Raw genomic sequence first — 12,035 nt, forward strand, 5'->3', positions numbered from 1 at the left:
TGCTCTTCGGAAAACCTCGTTCTCTTCATCTCGTCCGTCCTTCTGTAAGGGCCGGACTCTAATCCAAATTGGAGGAAAATCAGGGGGTCACGTCAGACCATGCCGATAATTAGTTTTCCGTTACATTGATACGGCTTAATCAGCGAGTTTCATTCTCGAAACTTCGCTCCGCTCCCACCCAAATGCAATTCGATGGATGTCGTAATTTTTCATCATGAACCGCACACTACGCGGATCAATCCGGTGCAACTCAGCAATCTCTGCAGTTGCAATCAGACGTTTTGCGACACGTAAAACAGAGTTCCGGTCGGCGCGTAAACTGACGCCAGAGTTCTTGAACTCAATCAGGTTTCCCGCTCGCACACTTCGCATCTGCGGTGCGTCGATATTGAGAATATCTTCTGCACCTCTCTGCGTGACATCGTTTGAGAACGGGAAGTCCGGATAGTCAGTCTCTTGGAAGATTGAATCATCGAATTTCACTAGGTCAGCTCGACGTACTCGAATTTTGCGCGCGTAGTTTGGGCCGCGGTGCCTGCCCGCTATGGATCGTCCATGAAGCCGTGGCCATTCCCGATCGGGTACAGGTCCAGCTGGCCGAGACGCCCGATGGTGTCCGTTATGTTTCCATGGCAAAAGGGCTGATCAAGGCGTCCGGAGGATTTGATCGGAATCCGCGCCGTTATGCTGTCGCGCTCGGTTGCGAGGTCGAGCATGCCAGTGAGTTCGTTTACGCCGACAATATCGACCTGATCTCAGCTGGAGTAGCCACCGAGATTGGGGCATCCTGCAGGATCTGCCCTCGAACAGGCTGCGACCAACGCGCATATCCTCCCAGCGACCAGCAGATCGAAGTCGATCTGTTCGAAAGGGGCGTTGTTCCCTATTCGATGCGACAAAGCGGCTAGATGCTGATCTGGCGAAACGGATGAGAGCGATGGGCGAAGAACGATCGCAAGAGATAGAGAGCGAACAAGCCAAAATGCATACAGCCAGCGCAGCCCGCAGATGGCGAGAGATGGTTGCGGACGATCTCCCGCGCGTGCTCGCCATCGCGGACAAGTGCCATCCCGATCATCCTGAAGACGAGGCGGTGTTTCGAGAGCGGCTCGAACTTTTCGCAGGAGGATGCTGTGTTCTCGAGCAAGACGGGGAGACCGTTGGATACATCATTTGTCACCCCGCTACTTTCGGCCACCCGGTGCCACTGGACACGCTGCTAGGCGCACTGCCTGACAATGCGGATGTGCTCTACATTCATGATATCTCGATAGACTTGGGTATGCGCGGTAAAGGGCTTGCAAGTGAGGCGGTTGATCACGCGAAGCGGCTTGCCCGCAAGCACGATTATGACCGGGTTGCACTGGTGGCGGTCAATCGCTCTCAGGATTTTTGGGCAAAGCATGAGTTTATGATCATAGCCGACGAGGACATCGGCAAAGCGCTGGTCGGATATGGTGGAGCCAGTAGCTATATGGTCTGCGATCTCACCTAGGCTGGAGCGAGCCTCTGCATGATTTGCGACTTTGATCCTGTAATCTGTCCCAGATGAAACTGGTCGAGGTGTGAAAGAAAGGCCTCCAGCGCCCCTGCCAAGGCGGGCTTGAGTCCGCATACGCCATCGATGGCGCAGCCTTCCTTGCCTCCCATACAGGCGACAAAACCGTTCGTATTTTCCAGTGACCGGACAACCTCGCCTACATTGATTTGCGAAGCCTGCCGGGCGAGCCGCAGGCCACCGCTCCTGCCCCGCAAGGTTTCTACGAAGCCTGCGGCTGCAAGGTCCTGTGCCACCTTGGCCAGGTGGTTGCGCGATATCCCATAGTGCTCAGCGATCCAGTCGATCGAGACTACATCGTCTTTGGCGGCAAGCGCCATAAGCATCCGCAGCGCATAGTCGGTTCGAAGGTTCAACTGCATAAAATCGGTATATCAAATGTTGCTTTTCCCGCAAAACGGGATATAAGAGGTATATTATATACCTGTTTTAAGGTTCACGAGATGACCGCAAACGTCAATGTTTCTCGCGCAGATGTGCTCGATGCACGAGCAGCGAAGCTTGCTCACGCTGAATCGCTTGGCGTCACCGAGCAGTTCGTGTCGCAACTGGTGGACGAATTCTACGGACGCATTCGCGAGGACGACCTGCTTGGCCCCATTTTCGCGGAACGTATTTCGGAGTGGCCCGCGCATCTCGAGCGCATGAAGTCCTTCTGGCGCTCCGTTTTGTTCAACAGCGGTGAGTTCGCAGGCAATCCTATGAGCAAGCACATCGAGATTACTGGCCTGGAAGAGCACCATTTCACCCGTTGGCTGGACCACTTCTACGCAACACTCCGCACGCTCTCGAACCAACCGGAGTCGATTAGATTGGTTGCCGACCGAGCCCGCGCGATCGCGGACAGTCTCCTGACAGGCATCGCGATCGGAAAAACCGGAATCTCGGGGTCAACAGCAGGAAGGAACCTCCCCCATGTTTGAACAACAGACTTTAATTGCGGAAAGCGAGGTTTGTGCAGAAGCGGAAGTCAGGGCTCTCAAAGGCCTTCTGCAACCACTTTCGGTTGCTCCTGTCGCGCCTTCGAATGCGGGCTTTCAGCTCCCGGCCCAGGTCTGGCAGATCATGCTCTCATGCTACGGCATATTCTTCTTCGCGATATTCTTGGCGACGGGCGGCAGTACGGCGGCGCGCTTCGCGATCATGATTTCCGTCCTGTACACGGCAATATATTTCGGGGTCGCACGCCTAGGTGCGCGTCAAGCGGGGCGTGAACAGACTTCACCCCTCGATTGCGGTGGAAAGCTTCCAACCTGGACCGGCCCGATGGATCGCAAGGCGGTGTTTGCGCAGGTTCTCGTTGTACCCGCAACAGTCTCTCTGTTCGGGATCGGCATTTTGATCATCGTCCTAGCGGTTGGACCCGGCGCGTGACACAGCCAGTCGAGCTCCCACCGAATGTGGTCAAATACGCCGAAAGTCCGATGTTTTCAGCAGAAACTGTTCCGGACAAACTGACCTCCGAACACAGACTAAAGCCAGGCGTCTGGGGCCGACTTTGCGTTGGCAAGGGCTTGGTCGAGTTTCACACTACCGGACCAGCCTCATCGACAACCGCCGTCAGAGCCGGAGAAAGCTTGATTATCGAACCGGCGTTATCGCACTTCGTTCGACTATCGGCCGATGCGCAATTCAAAGTGACCTTTTATCATTAAAAAGGCTTCGAGGGTTTCAGTCTTTCGCCCATAGGAAGTATGAACCGATAAATTACGTCGCGAGAGCTTCGAGCACATCTCGGCGCAAAATGGTTATTGTTCTGTGACCCGATATCATGATCACGCCTTCGTCGCGGAATTTGGTAAATTGTCTGCTGACCGTCTCGATAGTGAGGCCTAGAACATCCGCAATCTGCTGGCGGGACATGGGTAGTTCAAACTGTTCGTCATCGAATTGGCCCGCATTACCGTCGATAGGCAAAGTGTTTCTCGAGGCCACCTCAAGGAGTAATGTCGCGAGTCTTTCTTCCGCGTTAAAGCGTCCGAGAAGCAGCATCCAGCGTCTGGTTTTATCGAGTTCGCTTAAAGTGCGTTCTAGCAACTTGTGCTCAAGGCGAGCATGTTCGTGCACAAAGCGCTCGAAGTCCAGCCGCCGGAAGATGCAGACGACGGCTTCCCCAAGGGCCTCCACGCTGTATGGAGAGGTCTCAGTGAACGGCCGACCGATAAAATCCGAGGGATAGGCCAATCCGAGAATCTGTTCGCGACCATCGCTCGTCTGGGTCGAAAGTTTCATTACGCCTGAAACGACGTTTGCGACAAATATTGCCTCTTCGCCTTCCCATAGAAGCGTTTCGCCCGGGTCTAGGTGCCTTCTGCGCCCCGATCCCGTTAAGAAGCTCAACCTCATGATCATCAAGGTCGGCACAGATCGCCCGGTTCCGAACGGAACAGGCCTGACAGAAATTAAGGTCATTTCGCTGCTCTGCGTTTTCTGACAGGACCGATACAGCTTCGTCCGGTGATCTTTCCGAGATATTCGCCATACTGTGATCACTCTGCAATTGAGATATCCGCAACGCGCGGGGCGGACCTAAGCCACCCGATCAGTCCTGAGCGGCTGTCGCACGTCGACGATCCGCAGGCAGCGTTCTCTACCAGAACGATCGGGCCAGTCGATCGCTGACCCTGATCGCATTCCGATCAGGCCGGCTCCTACAAGCGTCAATATCGAGAGACGGTTCTGGTCGAGGTTGGCGTCGCGCGGCCATACCAGTTTGACTTTGCGTCGGTCGCCTGACCGCTCGTCGACGAATTCCACCTCCGATTGCATGGTTACGATGTCCGGCGGCAAGTCGCCTGCTGTCATCACATGAGCACGATCAAGTTCCTCGCAAAGTTTTGCAGCGACATCGGGACTGCGCTCTTCGATAGACATCGCCAAGTCGTAGAGTGCGTCAGCTTCAGAATCGATAACGTGAATGGTCGGCTTCTCGCCGAGTTGAGAGGTAGTCATTTTTCGTAACTCGCTTGGGAGCCGCACGAAGTTCGCGGCAGGGCTGTCGATCGTCCGGGAGCCTCGCCCCGGACCGGATCACGGCCGTAGAGACGAGGCGTGCGCCCGTGCGGGCAGCTGACCTGCGTGCGCGAGATGTCGGTCAAAGTGTAGCGAAAAGACCATGCCGTACATGTGGGCGCGAACTTTGGTTTAGTCAAATGACATCTGAGCGATCGTCTCGTCGACAATTGCGAGACTTTCGTGTCAGGGACGCCTATCAATGGGAAATGATGAACTTTCCTTCCTTTGGATCCAAGCGCGGACCAGACCTCGCTATCGATCTCGGCACTGCCAACATGCGTATCATGGTGCGAGGCGAAGGTGTGGTCTTCGACGAACCATCCTTGTGCTATTACGACAAGGCTGGCGGCCAGATGAAGCTGATTGCAGCGGGTCGGGATGTTTTGGCGATGGTTGATCGGGCTCCCGGAACTCATGTGGTCCGCCGTCCTCTCGCCCGCGGCGTTCTGCAGGATATGGAAGCCGCCGCCGCATTGCTTGCGCATGGATTGTCTTCTGTGGTTGGCAAGAAGCGCAGAGGGGGTCTTCCAGCCATGATCGGTATTCCGGCGGATGCCACGAAGGCGGAAGCAAATGCATTGCTCGCCGCCGCGGACGATGCCGGCTTCGGACGGATCGAACTGGTGCGTGAGCCTTTTGCAGCGGCTATCGGAGCAGAACTTCCCGTCCGCGAAGCCCGCGCATCCATGGTGGTCGAATGCGGCGCCGGAACAACCGAGGTTGCGGTGTTCTCGATCGACGGCCAATGTCGTTCGCGCTCCGTGCGTCTGGGCGGTTTCAGCCTTGACGAGGCGATTACCGAACATCTTCATCTCCGGCATCACTTCCTTATTGGAAAAATCACCGCCGAGGCGCTGAAGAAGCATCTCGCCGAAGATGGTGCCGAGGACGCGGAAGTAGAAATCAAAGGGCAATCACTGCACAATGGTCTTCCAGGAATATTGACCTTGCCGGTTTCCGAGTTCCATCCCGTGCTGAAGCGACATTTTGGTCGTTTCGCGGATGCCGCTCGGCTGGTGGTGGGTGAGATATCTCCCGATCTTGCCGCCGACCTGTTGAGCGAGCGTGTTGTCGCCACGGGAGGCGGGATATGCGCAAGGTTCCTGGCTGAAGCGATCACTGCGGAATGCGGTGTCCCGGTCACCATTGCCAACGATCCCTCCGGTTGCGTTTCGCGTGGTCTGCTGCAGTTATTGGAGGAGCGCGCTGCCTAACTCTCCGCAGCAGCGTTTCGACAAGGTCACCCATGCACAACGAGTCTCGCTTCTTTGCAAGCATGTGGTCGCGCGCCTATATGCTGCTCACCTTCACCGCCCTGTTCTGGGCGGGTAACGCAATCGTTGCGCGCGCGGCGCGCGAACTGGTTCCTCCCGTCGCCCTGGCGTTCTGGAGATGGACGATTGCCCTGGCCATTATCCTGCCATTCGCATGGCGCCATTTACGGCGGGATGCGCCAGTCATCCGGGCGAACTGGAAGCTGCTCCTTGTGCTTGGCGCCCTCGGCATTGGTGCCTTCAACACTCTGCTTTACACCGGATTGCAGGAAACCACCGCGCTCAACGCCATGTTATTGCAGTCGGGCCAACCTGCTCTCATTCTGTTCCTCGGTGCGATCTTCATGGGGGACAGCACGGCGCTGCGCCAGATCGTCGGCGCCGCCATCGCGCTGGCTGGTGTGCTCTGGATCATCGCTCGCGGAAACCTTGGTATTCTGGGCACCCTGAATTTCAACGAAGGCGACCTCGTCATCGGTCTCGCAGTGTGCCTGTGGGCGATCTACGCGGTAATGCTACGTCATCGCCCGGCAATCCATCCTCTTAGCCTTTTCGCAGTGACCTTAGTCGTCGGCATAGTCGGAATCGCGCCGTTCTATGCGCTGGAACTCGGTTCCGACCGATATGTCGTTTTGCAGCAGGAAAGCCTGCTGGCGATCGGATATGTTTCGATTTTTCCGTCCGTCCTTGCCTACCTCTTCTTCAACAGGGGCGTGGAACTTATTGGGTCGGCAGGAACCGGGATGTATATGAACACCATGCCGATAATTGGCGCAGGTCTTGCGATCGTCTTCTTGGGCGAACATCTGCGAGGCTTCCATGCGATCGGAATGGCGCTGATTGTTGGCGGCATTCGTCTCGCTGGCAGGGGTAGCAAGCCGCTGGCGGGAGCTGTCGTTTCTTCGAAGACAGACAATATCGAACGACGAGATGAACGTGAGTGACCGTTCCCCGACAATCACGAAGGATCCCGCGTTCCGGCCGAGGATCTGGGTCACACGCACGTCGCCGGACAACGAAAAGACTGCGGGTGCCCTGCGACAGTTAGGGTTCGATGCGCTCGTTTTGCCCGCTCTGCGCGTCGACGGTCTCCCAGCGAAAACATTGGACGAGCAGCCCGATGCGATCGTGTTCACGTCGGTAAATGGTGTCCGCCATCATTCTATCTGCCCGGCCTATCTCGATATTCCGGTTTTCGCTGTTGGCAACAGAACAGCACAGAGTGCCGCGCTGGCAGGATATACCAAAGTCGTTTCTGCGGATGGCGACGTTTCGGATTTGGAGCGACTTATTGTTCAGTCTCTCCCGCCGGGTAGTCGAATTCTGCATCTTTCAGCACGACGACCAGCTGGGGACCTGACAGGCAATCTGCATCGAAAGGGGTATCGCGCCATACGGATGGCCGTCTACGAGACGCGTGAAAACACTGTTGCGGATCTCCTCGCAAACCTTCCCGGCCTGGAGCGGATTGGCGGAATTATGATTCACTCGCCACGCGCCGGTCGCGTAGTGAGGTGCTGCCTCGATAAATCACCAAGACGGTTTGATGGTATCGTCTATTGCATTTCCGCTGCCGCTGCTGCTCCCTTCGTGGGAATGGAAGGGATAGATATTCGCGTCGCAGCAAGGCCTGACGAAGCTGCAATGCTCAATCTGATCGGCAACACGTGATGGAACGGAGAAGCAGCCGCGTTCGTTCGCAGGATTGATGAACAGTATTGGAGATCGACATGATCAAGTTCGCGCCACTTCTAATCGGATCCGCCCTCGCCGTTTCCGCCTGCGACAACCAAGAGGACCAGGTCGAAGACCGTATCGAGGAACAGGCCGAACAAAGCGCAAGAGAGTCTGGCGATACACCCGTGGCACTCGGCCTGACTGAGCGGCAATTGCTCGATGCCGAAATCCTGGCCGCCGACGGAACCGAATTGGGCGACGTGGAAGCCGTAACGAAAGATGCCGACGGCAATGCGACAGAACTCCTCATCGAAATCGAGGATAGCAACCCGGATCGATACGTCACAATACCAATCGACGGTCTGACCGTGAGGACCCGCGGCAATGACACCGATCTTTCATCGGGGATGACGATGGAAGATATCGACTCGCTTCCGGATGCGCAGGTTCAGTGACGATCGAGCGAAGCAAGCCGGCAAGTCAACTTCCAACTGCGTCAACACCCGCCGAAGCTGACTTCATCGAAGAAACAATGGCCCATATCTCCTGTCGGGGCAGTTCGGACAGATCGGTCGAGGTCATCCAGTATCGTCACATCGCCATTTCGCAATCTAAGCGTGGCGAGCGTCGCAGTCTGGGCGCCATCAGATGGAGAACTTCCGATGGTGACGCGATCCGACAGATAGACCGAAATCTTTACGAGGTTGTTTCGTCTGGAGAGCTGCTCGAACGATTAGCTTGATCCGCGCTCGTAACAACAGGTAGCCTGCGATATTGTCCAGGCGGATAAATCTAACGCTGTCCCCGTCGCGATCAGCTGCGCTACCCGACACAAGCAGAAGGGCTGCCAAGACAGCCGTCAGGATGCGGAGCACCTCTTTCACGCTGCCAACTCGAACCGATCGGACCGTGCGAGTTTCCAAGCGGCGCTGTAAAAATCTCGGTCGTGCGATCCTGACAGCAACTCACCATTTTCGAGGAAAATGTGCAGCTGCGAGAAAAGCCGTATTTCGGTCAACGAAACCCGTCGCACGAGATGGTTCGGTCCCAATTGGGATGGGTGCGAAAGACCTGCGGCAGCGGTCATTTCCGCAAGCGCCCGCAACGTATTGCGGTGAAAGCGGCGAACGCGCTCGGCTTTGTCTGGGACGACCAGAGCCCGTTGTCGCAACGGGTCTTGCGTGGCAACCCCCACGGGGCAGCGGTTGGTATGGCACGAAAGGGACTGGATGCACCCAAGTGCGAACATGAAGCCGCGCCCGGCATTGGTCCAGTCTGCGCCTAGACCGAGGACTGCGGCGATGTCGAATGCACTTACGATCTTTCCGGCCGCGCCGATCTTGATCCGGTCTCGAATGCCCGCACCTACGAGCGTGTTGTGAACGAACAGAAGGCTCTCCCGCATCGGCATGCCGAGATTGTCGGCGAACTCGACCGGAGCCGCCCCGGTTCCGCCTTCCGCGCCATCAACGACGATGAAGTCTGGGAATATCCCGGTTTCGCGCATGGCCTTGACCATCCCCATGAATTCCCAAGGATGCCCGACGCAAAGCTTGAAACCTACCGGCTTGCCTTTTGCGAGTGTCCGAAGCTGCGCAAGAAAATGCATCATCTCAATGGGCGATGAGAATGCCGAATGTTCGGCGGGAGATATGCAATCGACCCCAACGGGAATACCGCGCGAGGCGGCGATTTCTGGGCTAACCTTCTCACCGGGAAGAATGCCACCGTGGCCGGGCTTGGCACCCTGGCTCAACTTCAATTCGATCATCTTGACCTGAGGGTCGGCAGCGTTGTCTGCAAAACGGATTGGGTCGAAGTTACCTTGCTCGGTCCGACAACCGAAATAGCCGCTGCCAATTTCCCAGATGAGATCGCCCCCATTCTCGCGGTGGTAGGGACTGATCCCGCCTTCGCCGGTGTCGTGGGCAAAATTTCCCAGCCTTGCGCCCTTGTTAAGCGCTCGAATGGCATTGGCGCTCAGGGAACCGAAGCTCATCGCCGAGATGTTAAAGATCGACGCCATGTAGGGATCGCGCGCGTCGCTTCCCCCGATCGGAACTCTAAAGCTGTCGGGATCAGCCAAGGCCTTTGGCTTGGTGGAATGCGAAATGAATTCGTAGCCGTTCTTGTAGACGTCAGCCAAGGTTCCAAATGGACGGTCGCTAACCTCGTCCTTCGCGCGGGCGTAGACTAGGGAGCGTTGCGCTCTCGAGAAGGGCGTTTGATCGTCGTCGCCTTCGATCAGATACTGTCGAATTTCCGGCCTGATTTTTTCGAAGGCCCACCGCAGGCGACCGATGATGGGATAGTTGCGGCGAACAGCATGTTTTGTTTGCGTAAGGTCGATGACACCCAAAACGCAAAATAGGGCAAGAAGCAGAAAGACTGGCAATGCCCACGCATCATCAAGCCTCATGAGAGCAAAGATCGAGCCCACCAGGCTGATGCCGAGCACGGTAAAACGGGAAAAGAACACAAATGGCTCCGGTCTCGCAATTAAAGCGAGAATGCCCTGCGCATGTTCATGCATCGGGCTGGAAAATTGTCGATGCAACGAGCAGCATCACGGCGCATACCCCTAGAGCGCCATACGCGCTCTAGGCATGCAGGCGTGCGGTGCTGCTGGCGGCCGGAACCATCACCCCGAGACCATGATCGACTTGAGCCATGAGTGTGTAATGCGACTTTGATATTACCAATTCAAGAGGCGAGCAGTCGAACTCATCGAAACTCGAAAATAAACTTCGCTGTCGTGTTTCCAGTATCTTGTAGATCAGCATTCCTCGATGCCTTCGTCGACAATCGGGAGCTTTGTCACCAAGATCCAAGCCGCAGCCCACACGGTCTCGAACAGCCACCCTGCCTAACATCAGTGGCAAGTGAACACCCAAGGCCAAGCGTGAGATCCCGATAGATGAGTTCGCAGAATGTTGGAATTGTCAGAACGCGGCGAGCACTTACGTCTTTGCAGCGGATGTTGCGTGATCAGTTTTTTGATCCCCGGCTTTGCGACGTCTTGCTGCGTGATAATCTACGCGGCGAACGATCAGTTCTAGGTCATCTGCTCCTATGTCGAACGTCTCCCCCAAATCGGCCAACGCCGCTGCTATGTCTTGGGAGTGCGGAGGCGCCAGGTCGCGCTCGAGCAGGAAATGTCCAGCAACCGGTTGCGGCTTATGGGGATAACTGTGCCCTGACCCCCGGTGAAAAACGATACCGACTATGACAAGGCAAACTGCATTTAGAGCAACTGGGAGAAATGCAAACTCAAATCCTGCTGCCGCAACCTGTTGTCCTCCAATAACAGCTGTCAGTGCGGCTGCCCCTCCCGGCGGATGCAAGCAACGAGTCAGCGACATACCGAGTATCGCGAGACCGACCGCCAGTCCCGCTGCGACATGCGGGATCGCTATGACTTGAGCACAAGCCACGCCGATCAAGGCTGAAAGCGTATTTCCTCCGATAACCGGCCAAGGTTGCGCGAGTGGACTAGCTGGCACCGCGAACACCAATACTGCCGATGCGCCCATAGGCGCCACCAAGAAAAGCAGGGCGAGGCTGTCAGGCAAAAAGCTCCAAGAAATCAGGCTGGTTAGGGAAATCCCTGCGATACCTCCAACGCATGCGATAAGACGATCGCGCAGAGTGGCTCCGGCAAGTATGGGAGTAAAGAAACGGCTGTAAAACATGGTGTAACCCGGCTCGCTGAACGCTGCCAATGAACCTCTGATGTGCCAAGTTCGACAAAGAAGGAATTGTCCAGCCCAAAGCGCGAGCTAGCCAAACCTCACACAGAGTATTTCAAAGGTTGGACAATTAGACTGCCTAATGATCACCAGATCGAGCCTGGTCCCGTACTGCAGGGTTTTTATCAGGGGTTCTACCAGTTGACCAGCTTCATCGGCCTCAATCCCAAGCCCCATTTCCGCCAGCAAGCCCAGTTCGCCAAGAACTCGATCAATGACGAGGAGGAGGCCACAGCCAAGTTCCCGAGCTTCTATGACGAGTACTTTGCCGTGCTCCACGTGACCGAAAAGTTCTACATCGGGAGCCTGCGCAAGGTCTTCATGGAGCATTATATCCCGCGCGGACTGATGGGATACCGCGGGAAGAAGGTGGACTTCGCTTCCGTCGAAGGGGTGCGTGTTCTGACCGTTGAGGGCGCAAACGACCACCTTTGCCCGCCGGACCAGGAAGAAGCAGAACACGGTATTTTTTCTAAGATCCCGGCGAACGATAAGCACAACCACATCCAGGAAGGAGTTGGGCAATACGGTTTCTTCTCCGGATCGAAGTTCGCCGCTTAAATCTTCCCGGTAATTCGAAACCATATCGAAGGCTAAGTGTCGCTTATGGGGCCGCAAGCGGAACGACAGCTCTTGGAGTGCCTCGTAACGTAAGCAGCCTGTAGATGAGCTACGTTGCTAGTCCGCACAGTTTTAATGGTTCTGGCGGTCTTAACCAAAGATTGTTGGGTAGGCTGTTCCCAATTTAACGGCGCCCTCGAT

15 protein-coding genes and 1 pseudogene are annotated in these 12,035 nt (G+C 56.1%); 10 read left to right on the plus strand and 6 right to left on the minus strand.

Annotation, left to right across the window (positions count from 1 at the left end; translation table 11 throughout):
- Positions 1-135: 135 nt before the first annotated feature.
- Positions 136-483 carry a hypothetical protein gene (locus BM173_RS14655; RefSeq protein WP_177201923.1) on the minus strand — a complete coding sequence of 116 codons (348 nt, stop codon included), beginning with the start codon at positions 481-483 and terminating at the stop codon, positions 136-138.
- A gap of 47 nt (positions 484-530) precedes the next feature.
- On the opposite strand from BM173_RS14655, the pseudogene BM173_RS14190 reads away from it, so the two are divergent.
- Positions 531-908: pseudogene (locus BM173_RS14190) on the plus strand (DUF2083 domain-containing protein); the annotation flags it as partial.
- A gap of 29 nt (positions 909-937) precedes the next feature.
- Positions 938-1,495, plus strand: a complete 558-nt coding sequence (locus BM173_RS14195; RefSeq protein WP_177201924.1) for a GNAT family N-acetyltransferase — start codon at positions 938-940, stop codon at positions 1,493-1,495.
- Here the strand turns inward: BM173_RS14195 and BM173_RS14200 are convergent.
- On the minus strand, positions 1,492-1,920 hold the full coding sequence (locus BM173_RS14200) for an RrF2 family transcriptional regulator (protein WP_090483129.1): 429 nt from the start codon (positions 1,918-1,920) through the stop codon (positions 1,492-1,494). The genes BM173_RS14195 and BM173_RS14200 overlap by 4 nt on opposite strands.
- An 81-nt stretch (positions 1,921-2,001) precedes the next feature.
- Here BM173_RS14200 and BM173_RS14205 point away from each other — a divergent pair, with 81 nt between their 5' ends.
- Genes BM173_RS14205 through BM173_RS14920 form a run of 3 tightly spaced genes read left to right on the plus strand, consistent with a single transcriptional unit; the run spans position 2,002 to position 3,213 of the window.
- Positions 2,002-2,481: a group III truncated hemoglobin gene (locus tag BM173_RS14205; protein ID WP_090483130.1), complete on the plus strand. Its 480-nt coding sequence runs from the start codon at positions 2,002-2,004 to the stop codon at positions 2,479-2,481.
- On the plus strand, positions 2,474-2,932 hold the full coding sequence (locus tag BM173_RS14210) for a hypothetical protein (RefSeq protein ID WP_090483131.1): 459 nt from the start codon (positions 2,474-2,476) through the stop codon (positions 2,930-2,932). The genes BM173_RS14205 and BM173_RS14210 overlap by 8 nt, the downstream gene beginning before the upstream one ends.
- A gap of 50 nt (positions 2,933-2,982) precedes the next feature.
- Complete coding sequence (locus BM173_RS14920; protein ID WP_425438818.1) at positions 2,983-3,213, plus strand: TehB-like domain-containing protein; 231 nt, start codon at positions 2,983-2,985, stop codon at positions 3,211-3,213.
- A 52-nt stretch (positions 3,214-3,265) separates the two neighbouring features.
- Here BM173_RS14920 and BM173_RS14220 read toward each other — a convergent pair whose 3' ends face one another.
- Both BM173_RS14220 and rnk read right to left on the minus strand, forming a co-directional pair.
- Positions 3,266-3,970: a Crp/Fnr family transcriptional regulator gene (locus BM173_RS14220; RefSeq protein ID WP_342741982.1), complete on the minus strand. Its 705-nt coding sequence runs from the start codon at positions 3,968-3,970 to the stop codon at positions 3,266-3,268.
- 117 nt (positions 3,971-4,087) lie between these two features.
- Complete coding sequence (rnk, locus tag BM173_RS14225) at positions 4,088-4,510, minus strand: nucleoside diphosphate kinase regulator (RefSeq protein ID WP_090483133.1); 423 nt, start codon at positions 4,508-4,510, stop codon at positions 4,088-4,090.
- Positions 4,511-4,710: 200 nt separating this feature from the next.
- Here rnk and BM173_RS14230 point away from each other — a divergent pair, with 200 nt between their 5' ends.
- The 4 genes from BM173_RS14230 to BM173_RS14245 all read left to right on the plus strand — a co-directional run bounded on the left by BM173_RS14230 (position 4,711) and on the right by BM173_RS14245 (position 7,979).
- Positions 4,711-5,787 (plus strand): rod shape-determining protein, encoded by a 1,077-nt coding sequence (locus BM173_RS14230; RefSeq protein WP_090483134.1) that lies wholly within the window; start codon positions 4,711-4,713, stop codon positions 5,785-5,787.
- Between the two features lie 80 nt (positions 5,788-5,867).
- Positions 5,868-6,791, plus strand: coding sequence for a DMT family transporter (locus BM173_RS14235; RefSeq protein ID WP_177201926.1), 924 nt, complete (start codon positions 5,868-5,870; stop codon positions 6,789-6,791).
- Complete coding sequence (locus tag BM173_RS14240) at positions 6,784-7,518, plus strand: uroporphyrinogen-III synthase (protein WP_177201927.1); 735 nt, start codon at positions 6,784-6,786, stop codon at positions 7,516-7,518. Before BM173_RS14235 ends, BM173_RS14240 begins: the two co-directional genes overlap by 8 nt.
- 59 nt (positions 7,519-7,577) lie before the next feature.
- The gene (locus BM173_RS14245; RefSeq protein WP_090483139.1) at positions 7,578-7,979 is read left to right on the plus strand and encodes a hypothetical protein; all 402 of its coding nucleotides are present in this window, start codon (positions 7,578-7,580) and stop codon (positions 7,977-7,979) included.
- A gap of 425 nt (positions 7,980-8,404) precedes the next feature.
- Here BM173_RS14245 and BM173_RS14250 read toward each other — a convergent pair whose 3' ends face one another.
- Positions 8,405-9,943, minus strand: a complete 1,539-nt coding sequence (locus BM173_RS14250; protein WP_425438819.1) for an FMN-binding glutamate synthase family protein — start codon at positions 9,941-9,943, stop codon at positions 8,405-8,407.
- A 541-nt stretch (positions 9,944-10,484) separates the two neighbouring features.
- The gene (locus BM173_RS14255; protein WP_245755914.1) at positions 10,485-11,246 is read right to left on the minus strand and encodes an HPP family protein; all 762 of its coding nucleotides are present in this window, start codon (positions 11,244-11,246) and stop codon (positions 10,485-10,487) included.
- A 12-nt stretch (positions 11,247-11,258) separates the two neighbouring features.
- Between BM173_RS14255 and BM173_RS14260 the strand changes: the two genes are divergently transcribed.
- A complete protein-coding gene (locus BM173_RS14260; protein ID WP_090483138.1) occupies positions 11,259-11,834 on the plus strand; it encodes an alpha/beta hydrolase family protein in 576 nt (191 codons plus the stop codon).
- The last annotated feature ends 201 nt before the right edge of the window (positions 11,835-12,035 follow it).

It is taken from the genome of Qipengyuania nanhaisediminis (assembly GCF_900115585.1).
Classification (GTDB): Bacteria; Pseudomonadota; Alphaproteobacteria; order Sphingomonadales; family Sphingomonadaceae; genus Qipengyuania; species Qipengyuania nanhaisediminis.

Bases quoted from the DNA above. Each gene is read 5' to 3' on its own strand.
- BM173_RS14195 (WP_177201924.1), top strand. From the start codon at position 938: ATGGGCGAAGAACGATCGCAAGAGATAGAGAGCGAACAAGCCAAAATG.
- BM173_RS14200 (WP_090483129.1), bottom strand. From the start codon at position 1,920: ATGCAGTTGAACCTTCGAACCGACTATGCGCTGCGGATGCTTATGGCG.
- BM173_RS14205 (WP_090483130.1), top strand. From the start codon at position 2,002: ATGACCGCAAACGTCAATGTTTCTCGCGCAGATGTGCTCGATGCACGA.
- BM173_RS14210 (WP_090483131.1), top strand. From the start codon at position 2,474: ATGTTTGAACAACAGACTTTAATTGCGGAAAGCGAGGTTTGTGCAGAA.
- BM173_RS14920 (WP_425438818.1), top strand. From the start codon at position 2,983: ATGTTTTCAGCAGAAACTGTTCCGGACAAACTGACCTCCGAACACAGA.
- BM173_RS14220 (WP_342741982.1), bottom strand. From the start codon at position 3,970: ATGACCTTAATTTCTGTCAGGCCTGTTCCGTTCGGAACCGGGCGATCT.
- rnk (WP_090483133.1), bottom strand. From the start codon at position 4,510: ATGACTACCTCTCAACTCGGCGAGAAGCCGACCATTCACGTTATCGAT.
- BM173_RS14230 (WP_090483134.1), top strand. From the start codon at position 4,711: ATGACATCTGAGCGATCGTCTCGTCGACAATTGCGAGACTTTCGTGTC.
- BM173_RS14235 (WP_177201926.1), top strand. From the start codon at position 5,868: ATGCTGCTCACCTTCACCGCCCTGTTCTGGGCGGGTAACGCAATCGTT.
- BM173_RS14245 (WP_090483139.1), top strand. From the start codon at position 7,578: ATGATCAAGTTCGCGCCACTTCTAATCGGATCCGCCCTCGCCGTTTCC.
- BM173_RS14250 (WP_425438819.1), bottom strand. From the start codon at position 9,943: ATGAGGCTTGATGATGCGTGGGCATTGCCAGTCTTTCTGCTTCTTGCC.